This window comes from Aeromonas sp. R5-1 (assembly GCF_040908265.1).
Classification (GTDB): Bacteria; Pseudomonadota; Gammaproteobacteria; order Enterobacterales; family Aeromonadaceae; genus Aeromonas; species Aeromonas caviae.
In genome coordinates this window covers 65557-84067 of the sequence record NZ_JBFODJ010000104.1, presented here as the reverse complement: position 1 = coordinate 84067, position 18511 = coordinate 65557, and the positions used below count along the sequence as shown (strand labels likewise).

The 18511-nt window shown below is 66.1% G+C and carries 12 protein-coding genes; 5 read left to right on the top strand and 7 right to left on the bottom strand.

The window, feature by feature from the left end; all coding sequences use genetic code 11:
• Nucleotides 1-3: 3 nt before the first annotated feature.
• From amoA to amoH, 3 genes are read left to right on the top strand one after another with little or no spacing between them, the layout of a single operon-like run.
• A complete protein-coding gene (gene amoA, locus AB5Y64_RS14690) occupies nucleotides 4-753 on the top strand; it encodes an amonabactin biosynthesis protein AmoA (RefSeq protein WP_368204054.1) in 750 nt (249 codons plus the stop codon).
• Nucleotides 754-767: 14 nt separating this feature from the next.
• Entirely contained in the window at nucleotides 768-7028 is a 6261-nt protein-coding gene (amoG, locus tag AB5Y64_RS14685; RefSeq protein WP_368204052.1) for an amonabactin biosynthesis non-ribosomal peptide synthetase AmoG, read from the top strand.
• Nucleotides 7025-8587 carry an amonabactin biosynthesis glycine adenylation protein AmoH gene (amoH, locus tag AB5Y64_RS14680; protein WP_201956125.1) on the top strand — a complete coding sequence of 521 codons (1563 nt, stop codon included), beginning with the start codon at nucleotides 7025-7027 and terminating at the stop codon, nucleotides 8585-8587. Before amoG ends, amoH begins: the two co-directional genes overlap by 4 nt.
• A 204-nt stretch (nucleotides 8588-8791) precedes the next feature.
• Here amoH and AB5Y64_RS14675 read toward each other — a convergent pair whose 3' ends face one another.
• Nucleotides 8792-9730 carry an iron-siderophore ABC transporter substrate-binding protein gene (locus tag AB5Y64_RS14675; protein ID WP_069652597.1) on the bottom strand — a complete coding sequence of 313 codons (939 nt, stop codon included), beginning with the start codon at nucleotides 9728-9730 and terminating at the stop codon, nucleotides 8792-8794.
• Nucleotides 9731-9915: 185 nt separating this feature from the next.
• Between AB5Y64_RS14675 and AB5Y64_RS14670 the strand changes: the two genes are divergently transcribed.
• On the top strand, nucleotides 9916-10647 hold the full coding sequence (locus AB5Y64_RS14670; RefSeq protein ID WP_368204049.1) for a 4'-phosphopantetheinyl transferase: 732 nt from the start codon (nucleotides 9916-9918) through the stop codon (nucleotides 10645-10647).
• A gap of 90 nt (nucleotides 10648-10737) precedes the next feature.
• Here AB5Y64_RS14670 and AB5Y64_RS14665 read toward each other — a convergent pair whose 3' ends face one another.
• The 5 genes from AB5Y64_RS14665 to AB5Y64_RS14645 form a co-directional block, all read right to left on the bottom strand.
• Nucleotides 10738-11556, bottom strand: coding sequence for an amonabactin ABC transporter ATP-binding protein (locus AB5Y64_RS14665; RefSeq protein ID WP_010674442.1), 819 nt, complete (start codon nucleotides 11554-11556; stop codon nucleotides 10738-10740).
• Between the two features lie 43 nt (nucleotides 11557-11599).
• The gene (locus tag AB5Y64_RS14660; RefSeq protein WP_103259983.1) at nucleotides 11600-12649 is read right to left on the bottom strand and encodes an amonabactin ABC transporter permease subunit 1; all 1050 of its coding nucleotides are present in this window, start codon (nucleotides 12647-12649) and stop codon (nucleotides 11600-11602) included.
• Nucleotides 12650-12661: 12 nt separating this feature from the next.
• A complete protein-coding gene (locus AB5Y64_RS14655) occupies nucleotides 12662-13678 on the bottom strand; it encodes an amonabactin ABC transporter permease subunit 2 (RefSeq protein WP_010674444.1) in 1017 nt (338 codons plus the stop codon).
• Nucleotides 13679-13756: 78 nt separating this feature from the next.
• Entirely contained in the window at nucleotides 13757-15730 is a 1974-nt protein-coding gene (locus AB5Y64_RS14650) for a siderophore amonabactin TonB-dependent receptor (protein ID WP_042017256.1), read from the bottom strand.
• A gap of 60 nt (nucleotides 15731-15790) precedes the next feature.
• Nucleotides 15791-17026, bottom strand: coding sequence for an MFS transporter (locus AB5Y64_RS14645; RefSeq protein ID WP_319900279.1), 1236 nt, complete (start codon nucleotides 17024-17026; stop codon nucleotides 15791-15793).
• Nucleotides 17027-17241: 215 nt separating this feature from the next.
• Here AB5Y64_RS14645 and AB5Y64_RS14640 point away from each other — a divergent pair, with 215 nt between their 5' ends.
• Nucleotides 17242-17991 (top strand): hypothetical protein, encoded by a 750-nt coding sequence (locus AB5Y64_RS14640; RefSeq protein WP_041212937.1) that lies wholly within the window; start codon nucleotides 17242-17244, stop codon nucleotides 17989-17991.
• A 9-nt stretch (nucleotides 17992-18000) separates the two neighbouring features.
• Here the strand turns inward: AB5Y64_RS14640 and AB5Y64_RS14635 are convergent, their stop codons facing one another.
• Nucleotides 18001-18462 (bottom strand): DUF2919 domain-containing protein, encoded by a 462-nt coding sequence (locus AB5Y64_RS14635; RefSeq protein ID WP_039038891.1) that lies wholly within the window; start codon nucleotides 18460-18462, stop codon nucleotides 18001-18003.
• Nucleotides 18463-18511 lie beyond the last annotated feature (49 nt).

Sequence of the window (18511 nt, the reverse complement as noted above, 5' to 3'; positions counted from 1 at the left end):
GCAATGGCCTTTGATTTCACTGGCAAGCGGGTCTGGGTGACCGGAGCAGGGCGCGGCATCGGCCGCGAGGTGGCGACGCAGTTCGTGGCAGCCGGCGCCTGTGTGGTGGGGCTGGATCTGGCGTTTCCCGAAGCCGATTACCCCTATGCCACCCGGCTGCTCGATATTGGCGACTCGAAGGCGGTCAACGCCTGCTGCGCAGCGCTGCTGGCAGACGGCGGGCTCGATGTGCTGGTGAACGGGGCCGGAGTGCTGCGCCTCGGCCCCACCGACGCCTTGAGCGATGACGACTGGCACGACTGCATGACGGTCAACGCCAGCGGCGTCTTCTATCTGCTGCGGGCCCTGGTGCCCCACTTCAAGGGGCAGCAGCGCGGTGCCATCGTCACCATCGGCTCCAACGCCGCCCATGTGCCGCGCATGCAGATGGCGGCCTATTGCGCCTCCAAGGCGGCGGTCACCAGCCTGACCCAGACGGTGGGGCTGGAGCTGGCCCCCTTCGGCGTGCGCGCCAACCTGGTGTCGCCGGGCTCGACGGATACCCCCATGCTGCGCGGCATGCTGCCAAGCGAGGAGGCCATGGTCCGCACCATTGCCGGGTTGCCGGAGCAGTTCAAGCTCGGCATCCCCCTGCGCAAGGTCGCCACCCCGGCGGAGATCGCCCATACCGTCCTCTTCCTGGCCTCGGATCTGGCCAGCCACATCACGCTGCAGGATCTGGTCGTCGACGGCGGCGCCACCCTGAGTGCCTGAGGCTTGAGAAACAGATGAACAATATGATTTTGCTGTTGAAACAGCTGGAACGGCAGGGGGTCAAGCTGGCTCTGAACGACAAAGGTCAGCTTATCTCCCAGTCGAGCAAGGAGGCGGTGACGCCGGCCATCGGTGCCACCATCAAGGCCCACAAGGATGAGCTGGTGCGCTGCCTGGCGGCCCGTGCCGCCTTCGAAGAACCTATCGCCGCCGAGGGCGCCCGGCAGGGGCCGCTCTCCTCGTCCCAGAGCGGGCTCTGGTTTATCGAGCAGTACGAGGAGGCCTCCCACCTCTACAATATGCCGGTCTATTTTCGCGTCAAGGGAGAGCTGGACACGGCGGCGCTGGAGTTTGCCTTCGACCACCTGTTTGCCCGCCACCCCAGCATGCGCACCCGCTTCATCAAGGACGAGGCGGGCAGGGGGGCGCAGGAGATCCTGCCCCATACGCCCTTCACGTTGCAGATTGAGGATGTGAGCGCAGAGCCCATTGCCGAGCGCGAGGCCTATGTGGCCCGCCGGGTGCGGGAAGAGATTGGACGCCCCTTCTCCTTGACCCGGGGGGATCTCAGCCGGGTGCACCTTATTCGGCTGGGCAGCCGCGAGCACGTGCTGCTGATCACCCAGCACCACATCATCTCCGACGGCTGGTCGGTCAAGAACATGTTCGCGGATCTCAAGCGCGCCTTTCTTGCCCATCAGAACCGCGAGCCCCTGCAGGTGAGCGAGCTGCCGCTCACCTACATCGACTATGCCCGCTGGTTCAACTCGGACCGTTTTCTCGATTATCACGCCGAGTTCAAGCCGTTCTGGGTCGATCGACTCGGTGGCAGCCCCGAGGTTCACGGTCTGCCGCTCGACAAGCCGCGCCCGGCCCATCAGGACAGCGGCGGCGAGCTGGTCTTCTCCACCATCGAGAGCGACCAGTGGGAGAGCTTCAAGCGCCTCTGCCAACGCCACAGCACCTCCAACTTTATCGGTCTGCACGCCCTGTTTGCCCTGCTGATGGTGCGCCAGAGCGGCGAGAAGGAGGTGGTGATCGGCACCCCGCTCGCCTATCGTGAGCGCCACGAGATCGAGTCGCTGGTGGGCTTTTTCGTCAATACCCTGGTGCTGCGCACTCAACTCAGCGGCAAGCCCAGCTTTGTCGACTATCTGCAGCAGTGCCGGGAGGAGGATCTGGCGGCCTTTGATCACCAGCTCTACCGCTTCGAGGCGCTGGCCGAGGCCATCGGCGCCGATCGCACCACCGCCATCAACCCCATCTTCCAGATCATGCTGGTCTATCAGGCCAAGGTGGACTTCAACGATCTCATCCCCGGCTGCCAGCTGGTGGAGGAGACCTCGCCTGTGCTGCCGGCCAAGACCGACATATCGGTCAAGGTGACCGAGCTGATGGACTCCGTCCGGGTGGACTGGCTGTTTGCCACCGCCCTGTTCGAGCGAGAGACCATCCAGGCTTATGCCGATCGCCTGCTGCACCTGATGCGCGCCGTGGTGGCGGCCCCCGAGACCGACATCTGGCAACTACCGCTGGAAGCGGGCACCGACCAGGCCGCGCTGGCCGCACAGCTTGCCGACTTGCCGCAAGACTACCCGAGCCGCGACACCCTGCTCTGTCATATCGAGCGGCGCGCTATTCAGTTGCCGGACGCGTTGGCGGTCAGCGACGGCGCGCAATCGTTGACCTATGGCGAGCTGGAGGTGCGAGCCAACCGGCTGGCCCACTGGCTGCTGGCTCAGGGCATCACCCCGGGCGCCGCCATCGGCATCCAGGCCAGGCGCGATGTGGCCTTCGTCATCGCCCTGCTCGCCTGCTGGAAGGCGGGGGCGGCCTATGTACCCCTCGACCCTGCCTATCCCGCCGAGCGGCTGGCCCATATCCTCACTGATGCATCCATCAACCTGGTGCTGGGTGGCGTGCCGGACCCGCGCCTTGGCGAGGCGCTGGCGGGCACGACGGCCGAATATCACGATCTGCACGGGCTGGCGCTGGACAAGATGCCAGCCAGCACGCCCGCACTGCCTCGGGACGCCGCCATGCTGGCCCAGATCATCTACACCTCCGGCAGCACCGGCCTGCCCAAGGGGGTCATGGTGGAGCAGGGCAGCCTGGTCAACCTGATGGCGGATCACGGTGAGCGCATCGCTCTTGATCAGAATGGGGCCATGTTCAACTGCATGTCTCTCTCGTTCGATGCGGGCAACATGACCAGCTTGCTGCCGCTCTACTGCGGCGCGGCCCTGCACTTTGGCGAGCCGGGCGAGGGGGTGATCGGTGCCGCGATCGCTTGCGGTGCCAGCCATATGATCCTGCCCACGGCGTTGTTGGCAAATCTATTGCCCCCGGCGGCTCTCGGCTCCCTCAAGGCCATCGGCTTTGGCGGCGAGGCGTGCCCGAGCAGCCTGGTGGAGCGCTGGGGGGAGCGGGTGGCGCTGTTCAACATGTACGGCCCGACCGAGTGCACTGTCACCGCGCTCTGTGCTCGGCTCACCCCGGGGGCGCCCATCACAATCGGTCGACCCGTCAACCACCTGAAGGCGCTGATCCTGGACGAGGCGGGCAACCTCTGCCCGGTGGGGGTCCCCGGTGAGCTCTGCCTGGCGGGGCTGGGGCTGGCCCGCGGCTACCTCAATCTGCCAGAGCGCACTCAGGAAGCCTTTATCGAGCTGACACTGGCGGCACGTACCCATCGCCTCTATCGCACCGGCGATCGGGCCTTGCTGCGCCGCGACGGCAACATCCAGTATCTGGGCCGGATAGACGAGCAGATCAAGCTGCGCGGCTATCGCATCGAGCCGGGTGAGATAGAGACCCGGCTTGCCGAATTGTGCCCGGTTATCCGCCAGATCAAGGTGGTGGTGCAGGAGGGGCGTCTGCTCGCTTACGCCTGTTTGCAGGCCGGGGCAAGGGAGCCCGACGGCGATGCCCTGCTGCAGCGGGCCGGCGAGTGCCTGCCCGAATACATGGTGCCGGCGCGCCTCTGCTGGCTGCCCGAGATGCCGCTCACTCCCAACGGCAAGCTGGACTTGCGCCGCCTGCCCGCCATCGTCTGGCAGCAGAGCAAGGGCGAGCCGCAAAACGAACTGGAGCAGACCGTGCTTGCTATCTGGCAGGGGGTGCTCAAGCAGCCGCTCGGGGTGGAAGATGACTTCTTCCGCTTAGGCGGTGACTCCATCCTCAGCATCCAGCTCACCACCAGGCTGCGGGATGCGGGGCTGCACTGCAGCGTGAAGGACGTGTTCGAAGCCAAGACGGTGCGCCGCCTCTGCCGCCAGCTAGGCCAGCAGCAGGCGGTCAGCCACAGGAGCGAGCAGGGCAGCCTGACCGGCGAGTTCCCGCTCCACCCCATTCAGCACTGGTTCTTCGAGCAGGGCTTTGCCAAGCCCGGTCACTGGAATCAGGGGGTGATCCTGCGCCTGCCGGCCGGGGCGGACGATGAGGCCCTGCGCGGCTGGCTGGAGATCCTGCGCCAGCACCACGATGCCCTGCGTCTGGCGGTGACTCCGACCGGTCAGCGCTACCTGGCCGAACTGCCATTGCCGCCGCTGCCGACCCTGGATGCCGCCAATCTAGACGAGGCCGAACTGCAGGCCCGCCTGACCGAGCTGCAGGGAGATCTCGACCCTGCCAGCGGCCACACTTTGGCCTGGGCCCGCCTGCGCAATCTCTCCCTCGAGGGGGCGCGCGAGGGCGAGACGGTGGAGGGGCTCTTCCTCGCCTTCCATCACCTGGTCATCGATGCGGTCTCCTGGCGCATTCTGGCCGAGGATCTGGCCCGGGTGAGCAGGGGCGAGCCGCTGCCCGCCAAGGGCAGCAGCTATCGCCAGTGGGGCGAGGGGCTCGCGGCCTACGCCAAGCGAGAAGAGGAGCAGCTTGGCTTCTGGCTGGCTCAGGGGGAGGCCAGCAAGCCAGGCTTGCTGGAGGAGCGACGCGCCGCCGATGGCCGCGCCGCTGCCAGCCTGCTGCAACTGAGTCAGGAGACCACGGCTCGTCTCATCGACACCGCCAACCAGGCCTACTTCACTCAGGTGCCCGACCTGCTGCTGGCGGCACTGACTCGTACCCTGAGCGAGCAGGGTTACGGCAACCGTCACTGCGTGATGCTGGAAGGACACGGCCGCGAGGCCATCGATGCTGAACTGGACGTGAGCCGTACCCTGGGCTGGTTCACCAGCACCTATCCGCTGGCGCTGGCGGATGCCAAGGAGTGGGACGCGCTGGTGTGCGCCACCAAGGAGCAGCTGCGCGCCGTGCCGGACAAGGGGGTGGGCTTCAACGCCCTGCGACTGCACCACCCACGTGGCTGGGCACTGCCCGAAGCCCTGATCGTCTTCAACTACCTGGGGGTCAGTCATCAGGGCGAGGCCGCTCAGCCCTGGCAGCCTCTGCCGCTGGCACCGGGGGCCCCCACGTCCCCTGACAACCTGCCGCGGGAGCTGGTCAGCCTGCACGGGGGCGTCTATGACGGGCGCCTCACCCTGCGTCAGGTCGGCGCCCTCAACCAGCAAGGGAGCGACGCCCTGATGGCGCGGCTGGCGGACAACCTGACGGCACTGGTGGAGCACTGCTGCAACCTGAAGGTTCCGCGCCATACCCCGAGCGATTTCCCGGGGCTTGGCCTCTCGCAAGCCGCGCTCGATCGGGTGCTGAGCGGACGCGAGGTGGAGACCCTGCTGCCCATGACCTCGCTTCAGCAGAGCATGTTCCATCACAGGGCGCTGCTGCCCCGGGATCACGCCTATCACCTGCAGACCGAGATGGACTATCACCAGCCGCTGGACGTGGCGGTCTACCGTCAGGCCTGGCAGGGGCAGATCGCTCGCTGGCCGGCCCTTCGCAGCGAGCTGGTACTGGCTGACGGGGTCGCGCTGCAGCGCATCCTCAAGCACGCCGAGTTGCCATTCCACTATGAGGACTTGTCTGATGTGGGAAATGCAGAGGCTCGGGTCCAGGCCTATCGCGAGCAGGATCTGGCCCGCCCGATCCCGCTCGAGCAGGCGCCCCTGCTGCGGCTTGCCTGCTTCAAATTGGCCCCCGATCACCACAAGGTTGTCTTCAGCGCCCATCACGGCGTGCTGGATGGCTGGAGCGGCCCCGTGTTGCTGGGGTCCTTGCATCGCGCCTATCAGGCGCTGATGAACGGCCTGCTGCCGCAGGGCGAGCCGGATACCGCCTGGCTCGAGTTTGGCCGCCATATCGCCAGCCAAGCCCGCAGCGCCAAGGCTTACTGGCAGGGGCGGGAGGAGCTGCTAACAAAGCCTAACGATCTCGCCTGCCTGTTCGGGGTGACGCTGGACGCTGGCGCAAGCGGGCGCCACACCCAGCAGCGACCGGCGGTGTGCGCCACGGTGCTGCCGGCCGAGGTGGCGACCTTGCTCGCCCATCGTGCCCGCGACCTGGGCGTGACTGCGGGCCTGTTGGCCCAATATGCCTGGCACCGTCTGCTGGCACGCCGCTCTGACGATGCCGTCACCCTGGTGGGCAACGTGACCCCAGGCCGGGATTACCCCATCGAGGGGATCACCGCGAGCGTCGGGCTCTATATCAACAGCCTGCCGTTGGCCCTGGCGTGGCGCACCGAGCTGACCCTGGCCGAGCATATCGCCCGGTTGCAGGCCGATCTGATGGCGCTCAATGAGCACGGCACCCAGTCGCTGGCGGCACTGACCAAAGGCCGGTCGCGTCTGTTCCAGAGCCTGTTCGTGTTCGAGAACTATCCCATGCCGGCAACCCCTGCCGCCCCCGAACCCCACCAGTTGGTGCCGCGCTTTGGCGCCGTGGTGGAGAAGGTGGAGCTGCCGCTCTCCTTGGTGGTCAGCAGCCGGGGCGAGACGCTCCAGCTGCGCCTCGAGTTCGATGGCGAGCAGATCCCCGAGGCCCGGGCCGAGGCGGTGCTGGCTGACTGGCTGGCCGAGCTCGACTGGCTGGCGCAGGCGGATCTGAGCCAGCCGGCCAGCGTGGCGGCGGTACAGTCCCCGGTGATGCCGCAGGTGGTAGCCACCAGGGCGGAGCCCGGCCTGGCTCAGCCGCCGGCCGAGGCCCGCGTGCTGGTGGCCCTGTGGGAGCGCCAGTGCGGCTTGCCCGGCATCTGGCAGCAGACCCTGTGTGAACTCGGGGTGGATTCGGTGCAGCAGCTCGCCCTGCTGGCGGCCCTCAACGAGGTATTCGCGCAGGATCGGGCGCCACTTACCCTGCAGACCCTCAAGGCCCATCCATCCCCCAGCCGGCTCTATCGGCACTGGCTGGTGCACCAAACGGAGGCCGCGCTATGACGGTGACCATCAAGCATAAGGCTCCGCTCGTGCAAACCCGGCCTGCCCCCCGTGAGGGCGCGGCCAACCTGGGTGCGCGGCTGGCGGCCTGTCTGGCCGCCAGCCCGCTCGCCCCCGCCATCCGTATGGGCGTGGGCATGAGTGTGGACATGGCAGAGAGCCGTGACGGTGCAATCGCAGGGCAGTGGCTCAGCTACGGCGCGCTCAATGCCAGGGTCGGCGAGATTGCCGCCCGTTTGCAGGGGCTGGCGGTGGGGGAGCGGGTTGGCCTCTATCTCTCCCGCAGCCCCGATCTGGTGGCCAGCCTGCTGGCCTGCCTGCGCCTCGGTCTCACCTTCGTGCCCCTTGAACCGGATTTTCCGGTGGAACGACTGCAGGGGATCGCCCGCCAGGCGCGCCTGTCGGCGGTGATCTGCGACGGCGACAGACCGGCTCCCGCCTTCGGTTGTCCGCTGCGCACTCTCGACGGGCCGGCAGCTGCAGGGCCGGTCTCCTGGCCCCAAGTGGATGATGCCCTGGCTGCCTACATGATGTTCACCTCGGGCTCCACCGGCGAGCCCAAGGGGGTGGTCATCAGCCGGCGGGCCCTGCTCTGCTTCCTCGACGGGATCCGTGAGCGGCTCGGGCTTTCACCTGGCTGCCACTGGCTCTTCATCACCACCCCGGCCTTCGACATCTCGCTGCTGGAGATGCTGGGGCCGCTCTGGGACGGTGGCCGGCTGACGGTGGCCGGCGGTGAGCACAACAAGGATCCCCTGGGGATGCTGGCCCTGCTCGAGGCCGACCCCTCCATCAACTGGCTGCAGGCCACCCCGGCCTGCTGGCGCATGCTGCTCAAGGCGGGCTGGCAGGGGCGCAATACCCTCACCGCCCTGTGCGGTGGCGAGGCGCTGGACCCAGGTCTGGCCGAGCAGCTCTGTGCCCGCCCCCGGCGGCTGTGGAACTGCTATGGGCCGACCGAGGCCACCGTCTGGTCGCTGGTGAGCGAGGTGATCTGGCCGCCGGTTGGCGGGCAGATCACCATCAGCCACAGCCTGCCCGGCTATCGTCACTGGGTGCTGGACGAGGCGGGGCAGCCGGTGGCAGAGGGGGAGTGCGGCGAGCTCTGCATCGAGAGCCCGGCCCTGTGCGAGGGGTACTGGCGCAAGCCGGCCTTGACCAGCGCCGCCTTCCTGCGCCTTGCCACCCATCGCCTCTATCGCACTGGCGATCGGGTGCGCCTCCTTGGGGCGGACCGCTTCCTCTATCTGGGACGGCGCGACGATCAGATCAAGCTGCGGGGCTTTCGCATCGAGCTCGGCGAGGTGGAGGCGGGACTGCGCCGCCAGGCCGGAGTGCAGGAGGCGGCGGTGCGTCTGGTGGGCGAGGGGGACGAGGCCATGCTGGTGGGCTACGTGGAGGCGAAAAGCGGGGTGACCCTCAACCGGCTGGCCCTGCGCAAGGGGCTGCAGGCGACGCTCCCGCACTACATGGTGCCGACACGGCTCATCCTGCTGGATGCCCTGCCCAAGACCGGCAGCGGCAAACTGGACAGAAAGGCGCTGCCATTGCCGGTGTGACAAAGGGCTTGCAGGCTCGATGCCTCAACAACAGGGTGCTGGCACGGATCCTCTTGCTGGATGCCCTGCCCAAGACCGGCAGTGGCAAGCTCGACAGAAAGGCGCTGCCATTGCCCGAGTAGGCGACCTTGCCGGACGGTAAGAGCGATGGATAAAAAAGAAGCCCGCATCATGCGGGCTTCTTGTTGGCCGTCAACCGAGGGATTAGTGAGCGATGGGGGCGGCATCCGGTTTGGTCAGCAGGCGCTCGACGTCGTCGATCACCTTGAGGGCCGCCTGGGGGCCGCCGGTGGAGGTCCAGAGTGACCCGTCCACGGCGCCGAAGCGCTTGCCCTTGATGGCGCCGAGCTGCTGGAAGGCCGGGGTCTGCTCGGCCTGCTTCATGGCATCCACCGCATCCCCGCTGGTGCTGAGGGTGCCGATCACCAGCCAGTCACCGTCCAGCAGGTTGAGGGATTCGAGGCTCAGGGCCGGGGAGTGGGGGCTCTTGTCGCCAATCTGGTGGGAGGGGCGGGTGAGCCCCATCTCGGTGACCACGCTGCTGGCAAAGGTGCCGCCGTGCATGTAGCTCGGCCCCTTGGGGTTCCAGCGCACTATGCTCATCTGCTCCCCCTGATGCTGGGCGAGCTTGCTGCGGGCCTCTGCCAGGCGGGCCTCATACCGGGTGAGGAACGCCTTGGCCTCGGCCCCCCGGTTCATCGCGTCGGCGCTGCGACCGAACACGGTTTTCCAGGGCTCGCCCCAGTTGCCGGTGACGACGGTAGGGGCGATCTCCTTGAGCAGGGCGAGGAGCTCGGGCTTGGTCTGGCCGGTGAGGATGAGGTCCGGCTCCAGATCGATGAGGGTCTCCAGATTGGGGTTGTCCAGATCCCCGACCACGGCGATCTCCTTGCCCGCCTTGTCCAGCAGATAGCGGGGCAGGGTGGACTGGCCGCGTCCATTGACGGTGCCTACCGGCTGCACCCCCAGAGTCAGGGCGCTGTCGAGATCGAGTTCGCTCAACACGACGACCCGCCGGGGCGCATCGGGGACGCTCTGAGACTGGCCGTTGGCATCGATGACCTGGCGGCTGCCCGCCTGGGCCTGGAAGCCCGTCAGGCTGGCCAGCATGAGCAAGGTGGCCAGCGGGGAGAAGATCTTCATGGTGACATCCTTATGGGTGAAATCGGTGGGCCGGAGTCTGTGGAAAGTGCCTGAGAGCCGCCCGGCCAGCCCCGAATGGGCGGGGACATGCTACCACAAAGCAAGTGAGAAGCGTTGTCATTTGTATTTGTGGCATGGCCTCGGCTTGCTTTGGTACCATCGCAGGCCCCTGTCAGGAGCCTTTCATGTTGCCTCGTTGTCCCTCACTCGATGGACCCTTTGTCCGTCAATTCGATACCTTGTGCCTGCCGGGCCTGGAGACGCTGTCTCTTCATCGGGTCAGTTTTGATCCCGCCGCCTTCTCGCCGGAGTGCTTTGGGGCGCAGGGCATCATCTTGCCTGCTTCATTGCAGGGGGCTGCCCCCAAGCGCCTCGGGGAGTTTCTGGCGGGGCGTCTCGCAGCCCGTGAGGCCCTGCGTCCCTTCGGTCTTGCAGGATGCAGCGTGGCCATCGGAGCGGCCCGGGAGCCACTCTGGCCTGAGGGGGTGGAGGGGAGCATCAGCCACAGCCGGCTGGCGGGAGAGGGGGTTGCCCTGTGTGCGGTGCGCCCGGGCCAGGAGGGCATAGGGCTGGATCTGGAGGCCTGGCTCGATGGCGACCAAGGGGCGCAGTTCTGGCCCGGTATCATGGATGGAGAGGAGTGGGGACGGCTGGAGGCTGGGGCTCACGACGCCCAGCTGAGCCTGGCAGAGGGACTGACTCTGGTGTTTTCCGCCAAGGAGAGCCTCTTCAAGGGGCTCTATCCCCGGGTGGGGCGCTACTTTGACTTTCTCGATGCCCGCTGGCTCGCCATGACGGCGCAGACTCTCACCCTGGAGCTCAAATGCCCGCTGACACCGACCCTGCCCGCCGGCTGGCGCTGCACCCTGCACTGGCAAGCCCTGCCGGGGGGCGTGCTCACCGTCTTGCTGCTGTGAGCACGATGCCAGCGCCCGGATAACGCCAACGCAAAGCCCAGAGAAAGAAACCGCCATCAGGCGGTTTCTTTCTCTGGCACAGGGTATGGCTCAGGCCGACACGCCATGGTCGGCGCGCAGGCGAGGCACTTCGTCAGCGCGGCGGCGGGGCACGATGACAGGGGCCCCGTCGCCGGGGGCGTGCAGTATGTCCACATCGGTTTGGTAGAGGCGATCGATGAGGGGCTTGGTCACCACCTCCCGGGCCGGGCCCATGGCCTGGATGGCGCCATCCCCCAGGGCAATCAGCTCGTCGCAGTAGCGGGCGGCGGTGGCGAGATCGTGGATGACGATAAGCACCGTCTTGCCCTCGGCGGCGACCCGATGGATGGCCTCCATCACCTCGGTCTGGTGGCCGATGTCCAGCGCGCTGGTGGGCTCGTCCAGCAAGATGATGTCCGCATCCTGTGCCAGCACCATGGCGAGCCACACCCGCTGGGCCTGACCGCCGGACAGCGAACTGGCGCTCTGGTGCCAGATGGCATCAAGCTGCATCCGCTCCCGGGCCCAGTCCACCATGCGGGCATCTTCCTCGCTCCACTGATTGAACCAGCCCTGATGGGGATGGCGGCCATATTGCACCAGCTGCTCCACCAGGATACCGGGGGGGACCAGGGGACGTTGGGGCAGATAGGCGAGTTCCCGAGCCAGGGCTTTGGCGCCATAGGCACCGAGTGGCTTCTCCTTGAGCAGGATCTCCCCGGACCGGGGCTGCTCCTGTCCCGCAAGGAGCTTGAGCAGCGTGGATTTGCCGCCGCCGTTGGGGCCGACGATCCCCACCAGCTTGCCCCGGGGGAGGGAGAAGGAGATCTCCTTGAAGATGGTCTTTTGCGGGTAGCCGAACTGGAGTCGGTTCACGGTGAGCGTCATCGGGCGGCCCTCGGTCTGTATTGAAAATGGATGAATGCCATGGTCAGTCGGCCTTCTGGCGATCTTTGAGCAGGATGAAGAGCAGCAGCAGGCCGCCGAGAATGCGGGTCATGATGCCGGTAGCCACCTCGTGGGGGCTGGCCAGCACCCGCACCAGGGTGTCGCTTGCGAGCAGCATCAGGGCGCCGCACAGGGCGGCAATCCAGAGCGGCACGATGCGATCCCGGCTGAGCCAGGAGGCAAGGATGGGGGCCGCCATGGCGATGAAGACCACGGGGCCGCCGATGGCGGTGCCAAGAGCTGCGACAATGATGGCCTGGGCCAGCACCCCGAGCTGCACCCGGTTCACGTTGACCCCGAGAGTTCGGGCGGTGACAGGTCCCAGGCGCAGCACGCCGAGGGAGCGGGAGAGACAGACGGTCCAGGGACAGATGAGCAGGAGCAGCAGGCTCACCGGCAGCAGGGTGCCATAGCCCTGACCGACGAAGTTGCCCATGTTCCACAGATAGAGGCTGGTGAGGTGTACCAGGGACTGGGTGGACATGACGAACTGGCCGAGGGCGTTCATCAGCTCCGAGACCCCGATGCCGATCACCACGAACAGGTAGCCCTGCTCCCCCGGCTTGTTGCACAGGGCATAGAGCACGGCGGCGGCAAACAGGGCGCCGAAGGGGGCGGCCCACCAGGGCCAGGTGCCCAGGGTCAGATAGAGAGAGAAGATGATGATGGCAAGAGATGCCCCCTCGTTGACCCCGATCATGTCCGGGGTGGCGAGGCGGTTTCGCACCAGGGTCTGCACCAGGCAGCCCGAGAGTCCCATGGCGGCGCCGGCCACCAGCACCGCCAACAGGCGCGGCAGTCGGATCTTGAAGACGGTCACCTGATCGAGTCTGCTTCCCTCCCCGAGCAGGGTCTGGATCACCCCCATCATGGTGATCTTGCCGGAGCCCAGGGTGAGGGCCAGCAGGGAGAGCAGGGTGAGGGCGACCAGGAGCCCCAGGGTGATGAGCCAGGCGCGGCGGTGCAGCAACAGGGTGCGGCTGCCAAGGCGAAGGCAGAGGGTGCCGCTCGGGAGTGAGAGAGAGTTTTTCATGGGCGTGACACCTTATTTGACGGCCAGCAGGGAGCGGAAGCCGCCGCTGCGCACCACCAGGATGAGCACGGGCGCCCCGATGAGCGCCAGAATGACGCCGTTGGGCAGCTCGTAGGGCTGGATAAGCCAGCGGGCCAGCACATCGGCACCGAGCAGAAAGAGCACCCCGAACAGGGCGGAGAAGCGCACCTGGATGGCGAGGCGAACCGGCTCCACCAGGCGGGCGCAGTAGGCGGCGAGGAAGCCGACAAAGCCGATGGGACCGGCGATGGCGATGGCGCAGGCGGTGAAGAGCGTTGCGGCCAGGAGCACACCGATGCGCACCCGGGTGGGGCGGATGCCGAGGGCCCTGGACTGGTGATCCCCCATCTGCATCAGGGTGAGAGGGCGACAGAGCGCCAGGGTCAGCAGCAGGGCGGCCAGGGCGAAGGGGACCACGGTGAGTACCGCTTCCAGACTGGAGGCGGCAAGGGACCCTAAGTTCCAGAAGCGGAACTGCTCCAGCACCACCCGGTTGGAGAGCAACAGGAAGTTGGAAAGACCGCCGAAGGTGGCGGAGAGGGCGACCCCTACCAGGATGAGCTTGAGGGGGTTGGAGCGCCCCACCATGAGGCCGAGGCCCAGCACGATGAGGTTGCCGAGCAGGGCCCCCATACCGGACCAGAGCAGATAGCCGTAGGCGGATTCGACGCCAAACCAGGTGAGGCCGATCACCAGGGCAAAGACGGCGCCGGCATTGACCCCGAGCAGGCCGGGTTCGGCCAGGGGGTTGCGGGTGGCACTTTGCAGCATGGAGGCCGCCAGGGAGAGTGATGCCCCCACCACCAGGGCTGCCAGGGTACGGGGCAGGCGCAGGGTATGGACTATCATGGCGAGCTTTTCATCGGCCACGAAGGCGGGATCGCCCATCAGGAAACCGGCGACCTCGCGGCCACCATAGACACCGGCCCCGGTGGCCAGTGACAGACAAATCAGCAGGAAGAGGAGCAGCACGCCGAGCCAGAACAGCCGAGCTTGGTATCTGAGCACTCAATGACTCCTTGAATTCGGGGAGGCAGAAACGCAAAAAGGGAGCCCCGCGACCGGGGCTCCCGCAGACAGGATGGATTACAGCTTGTAATCGACCCCTGCGTAGACGGTGCGACCTTCCAGGATGAAGTCGGCGTCGGTCGCCACCTCGTCACGCTGGGTGTTGGTGAGGTTGGTGATGCCGAGCTTGAAGTCCAGGGCCGGCGTGACGGTCCACTTGGTGTTCACGTCCAGGGTCTGGTAGTGCTTGGAGGTGAATGCCTGGGCGTTGCGGGCCGGCACCTTGATCACCTGGCTGCCGACATACTGCCAGGCCAGGTTGGCGCTGACCACGTCGCTCGCCTTCCAGTCCAGGCCGATGTTGCCGGTGTGATCCGGGGTCTTGGCCAGATCGTCACCCGTGCTCTTGTCTTCGGAGTCCAGCAGGGTCAGGTTGCCGGTCAGCTGTACGTTGTCCAGCACGTCGAACCAGCCGGTCAGCTCCAGCCCCTTGATACGGGCCTTCTTGACGTTGAGGTAGGTCATGACGGTCGGACGGTAGCCCGGGCCCCACTGATCGCTCTGGATCAGATCCTCGATCTCGTTGTGGAAGCCGGTCACCCCTGCGCCGAAGCGATCGGCGTTGTAGGCGGTGCCAAGCTCGTAGCTGACGGAGGTTTCCGGCTTCAGATCCGGGTTGCCTATCACCTTGCAGGCGCCGCGGCAGGCGGTGGTGGCGAACCCTTCGCTGGACTGGGCCAGGGTCGGGGCCTTGAACGCCTTGCCGGCGCCCCCCTTGATCACCCACTCGTCACTCAGGGAGTAGAGGGCGTAGGCACGGGGGCTGAACTCGTTGCCATAGGTCTCGTGGTGATCCAGACGGCCGGAGAGCGTCAGGGCCAGATCCCCAAAGCCGAACTCGTCTTGCAGGTAGAGAGCGCTCTGGCTCGCATCCACGCTGCCGTTCTGGATGCTGCGGCTGTGCTCCAGCTCGGTCTTGCGGAACTCTGCACCTGAGGTCAGCAGGTGATCCCCGAGGTAGCCGCTCAACTGGCCATCCACCGTGTTGTTGGTCTGGGTGATGTCGGCGGCGCCACCGTTGAGCTGGGAGTCATCCATCAGATCGGTCTGCTCGAAGTAGTAACGAGCGCGGCTGTCGAAGTGTTCCCAACGGCCGTTGTGGGTCAGCCCCAGGCTCAGGCGATCGAGTTTCTGCACGTTGTGGGGAGTGGCCGGTGCGGTCGGGGCACGGGGCACGTTGTTGAAGTAGCTGTCCATGTCGTTCTGGTTGTAACCCAGATCGAAGTCGATGTCCTGGTTGTCGGCCACCAGCCACTTCAGGCTGGAGAGCACGTTGACCACTTCCCGTTTCTCCAGGGCGTCGGCATCCGGGTTGTTGGACTGATCGCTCTTCCAGCGATCCCGCTGATAGCCTTCCACCACCACGCTGCCCAGCAGCTTGTTGTCGATCAGGGCGCCGGAGACGAAGGCGCTACCCTGGTTGGCATCCCCGCCATCCCCCTTGGTGGGCATGGTGTGGGTGTAGCCGACGGCCGCTTCGGTGTTCTCCTTGGCCTGGCGCAGGATCACGTTGACCACGCCGCCGAGGGCATCGGCCCCGTACAGGGAGGAGACGGGACCGCGGATCACCTCGATGCGCTCGATGGCGGCCATGGGGATGGAGCTTAAGTCGAAGTCGTTGCCAAAGGAGCTGCCCAGGGTCTCGCGGGCGTTGACCCGCTTGCCGTTGACCAGCAGCAGGGTGTAGTCACCGCCCATGCCGCGGATCTTGATCTCGTTGCGACCCGTGGGGTTGGTGCCGATGATGTTGACACCGGGCACGTGCTTGAGGGCATCGCCGATGTTGTTGACGTTCATCTTGTCCAGATCGGCGCGGGTGACCACGGAGACGCTGGCCGGGGCGGTCAGCTCGGTGTGCTTGGTCTGGGTGGCGGTGACCACCACCGTTTCGTTGGCCTTGACGGACTCGGCCTGGGCCAGGCCCGGTACGGCCAGCAGACCAAGGGAGAGCAGAATGGGGTTCAGTTTAAAGAGGCCGTGCTGCAACTGCATTGTCAAAAACTCCATGGATATAACTGAGGTTATGGGGTCCGGATTCTTGTGATCCGGTGCTCACTGACTTCCTTGTCTGGCGGTGCCAGAGGCAGGATTATTGTTATCTCTTGTGCGCTTCAGGCCCCGGATGAGGAACCAGACACCGGCGCAGGCCACTAGGGTGCACGCAATGTTGATCCAGGCCAGGGTGGGGAAACCGTGCAGGGCGCCCCCCTCGTCGGAGACCAGATATCTGGCGGAGAACAGGCTGCCTAGGCCCGCCGCCACATTGGTGATCGAGCCCTGGAAAGACATGAAGGCGGCGCGCTGATGGGGGGCCGGAATGGCCGCCGTGACCGCGAGGGTGGTGCTGGCGCGGGCGGAGCTCAGGGCCATGAAGAGGGTGAACAGCAGATAGAGAGGCAGGCCTGCCGGCAAGGCAAAGCCCACCAGGGTGATCAGGGCCAGGGCCAGGCTGGTGAGCAGGATGGCGCCCTGGGCGCGGCCCTGATCGATCCAGCCGCCGCACAGGCGCATGGTGGCCATGCTGGCAAGGCCGCCGCACAGATAGAGGCTGGCGATCTGCTCGCGCGGGAAACCCAGGTTGAACTGGAAGTAGTTGGCAAAGTGCGGAATGAGCAGGAAGTGGCCGAACATCTGCAGGCAGAGGATGAAGAGGGCTCCCTGGCAGAGCGGTGACCCCAGCAACTGGCGCATCCCCTGGCCTGCCGGGGCCGGGTTGACCGGCAGGGACGGCAGCCAGATGGCACACAGCAGGGCCAGCAGCAGGCCGCCTGCACCAAACAAGAGGAAGGGGCTCTGCCAGCCAGACCACTGGGCCAGCACGAGGGCCGCGGGCACGATCAGAATGGCGGCCAGGGAAAACGCCATGCCCACGTAGGCGAGGCGGCGGCCCCGCTCGGCGGGCGGTACCAGATCCAGCACCGCCGCCATCAGGATGGCCCCCAGGGGGCCGGCCACGCAGCCGGACAGGATAAAGATCAGCAGCAGGGTCTGGCTATCCTCGGCCAGGGCGCAAGCCATCAAGAGCAGGAAGCGCAGGACCAGCAGTACCAGCAGGGCGGGTTTGCGGTTGACCCGATCGAGCCAGGGGGCGGCCAGGAGGCCCAGCAGGGCGGCTCCCAGGGTGGCGCCACCGCTGAAGTAACCTGTCTGCTCCGGCAGCATCCCCAGGCGGGTTACCAGTTCCGGGCCAAGGGGCATCACCATCATCATGCAGCCCATGGAGAGCATGTTGATGAGCAGCGCCAGGTGGATGGCGGCAGGGGTGGATGCGATGGATTCTGGCTTCATCAGAGGCTGACTCGAAAAAATGAGTCCGAATTGTATCCGAGGGTTTTTGTTGTGACAACAAATGATAACCATTTTTATTTGTATTGATTAGTATCTTAACGAGTCTTTATCTGGTGCCTCTGTGTGGGGATGCATACCAGGCCCGTAGCAATCGGGGCGCCATGGACCATGATGGCAGGAAGCGAGAGGGTGGCGGTGAACGCCGGGAGGAGAAGATGCGCGCTGGATCAGGGTATTGGGGGCTGGGGTGCTGCCTGTTGCTGGCATTGCCCCTGAGGGCCGAAGTGAAGGTCATACCGGTATTCGAGGCGGATGCCGCGGTGCAGACGCTCAAGGAGATCTACCCGGATCTCGGGGTGAGCGCCATGGGCAACCAGCTGGTACTGAGCGGAACCCCCGCCCAGTTGCAGGAGGCCGAGCGTACCCTGGCGCAAGTGAACCAGCCGCCCCAAAGCCTGCTCATCGAGTGGCGGGTGGATGGCGCCTCCAGCAGTCAGCAGGCCGGAGTGGGGCTGGGCCTGGATGCCAAACGGCAGTGGCTGCTGGAGGGGGATGCCCGGCACTATGAACGCAGCCAGAGTGACAACTGGCAGGTGCGTGGCCTCTCCGGGCGGCCCGTGTTGTTGCAGATGGGGTCCTATCAGCCGGTCACCTTTTACCAGTGGCAGGGGGGAAGGGTGGTGGGCATGATGCCGCTGATGAACGGTCTCTACGCCACCGCGACCCTGATAGGGGACAGGGTGCAGGTGGCCCTCAGCAGTGAACAGGCAAGAGTGGAGCGAGGCAACATACACACCGGCCAGAGTGCCACCGAGGTGAGCGGCGCCCCGGGCCAGTGGCTGACGGTGGGGGAGCTTTCCACAACCCAAGGCAGCCGGGAGGCCGCGATCGCCAATCCATCAGGCATGGGCGGGGCCAGCGGTAGCGAGCGCCAGACTCTGCAGATCCGGGTCACGCGCCAGTGAACCAGCCTGTCAGTGGGGCTGATCCAGAGCGTAATCCCGCAACTGGCGGCTTCTTAGCAGATACCAGAGCGCCCAGAGGCTGGCGATCAGCACCAGGGCGGTGGGCCAGTTGAACGACCACTGCTGCAGATTGAGGCTGTGCAGTTGCATCAGAAGGCCACTGACGGCAGAGCAGAGCAGCAGCAAGGGGCTGTGGCGTCTGAGCCAGGCTCTGGCACTGTGGGTCTGGCGATGGGTGCCGCCGCAGGCGAGCAGCGCCAGCATGGCGGGCACGTCCGTCAGCAGGCTGATATAGAGGGTGAGCTTGTCCGGGTAGAAGAGGGTCAGGATGGCGCTGCCACTCTCCCGGGTGACCCCCGCCATCAGAAACAGCCAGACCGAGCGGGTCAGCAAGAGGGCGATGGGCCAGAACCAAAGCGGGGGGCGCAACTGGCCGTGATCGTCGTAACGGTGTTCGGGGTAGAGGGTCATGGTGGCCCGGTATCCATTCATGCAGTGCGAGTGATGAAGGGGATATGGG

What these genes read in the sequence shown, in the direction of transcription:
- AB5Y64_RS14640 (WP_041212937.1), top strand. Translation starts at nt 17,242, where the DNA reads ATGCGCGCTGGATCAGGGTATTGGGGGCTGGGGTGCTGCCTGTTGCTG.
- amoH (WP_201956125.1), top strand. Translation starts at nt 7,025, where the DNA reads ATGACGGTGACCATCAAGCATAAGGCTCCGCTCGTGCAAACCCGGCCT.
- AB5Y64_RS14675 (WP_069652597.1), bottom strand. Translation starts at nt 9,730, where the DNA reads ATGAAGATCTTCTCCCCGCTGGCCACCTTGCTCATGCTGGCCAGCCTG.
- AB5Y64_RS14650 (WP_042017256.1), bottom strand. Translation starts at nt 15,730, where the DNA reads ATGCAGTTGCAGCACGGCCTCTTTAAACTGAACCCCATTCTGCTCTCC.
- amoG (WP_368204052.1), top strand. Translation starts at nt 768, where the DNA reads ATGAACAATATGATTTTGCTGTTGAAACAGCTGGAACGGCAGGGGGTC.
- amoA (WP_368204054.1), top strand. Translation starts at nt 4, where the DNA reads ATGGCCTTTGATTTCACTGGCAAGCGGGTCTGGGTGACCGGAGCAGGG.
- AB5Y64_RS14670 (WP_368204049.1), top strand. Translation starts at nt 9,916, where the DNA reads ATGTTGCCTCGTTGTCCCTCACTCGATGGACCCTTTGTCCGTCAATTC.
- AB5Y64_RS14635 (WP_039038891.1), bottom strand. Translation starts at nt 18,462, where the DNA reads ATGACCCTCTACCCCGAACACCGTTACGACGATCACGGCCAGTTGCGC.
- AB5Y64_RS14660 (WP_103259983.1), bottom strand. Translation starts at nt 12,649, where the DNA reads ATGAAAAACTCTCTCTCACTCCCGAGCGGCACCCTCTGCCTTCGCCTT.
- AB5Y64_RS14665 (WP_010674442.1), bottom strand. Translation starts at nt 11,556, where the DNA reads ATGACGCTCACCGTGAACCGACTCCAGTTCGGCTACCCGCAAAAGACC.
- AB5Y64_RS14645 (WP_319900279.1), bottom strand. Translation starts at nt 17,026, where the DNA reads ATGAAGCCAGAATCCATCGCATCCACCCCTGCCGCCATCCACCTGGCG.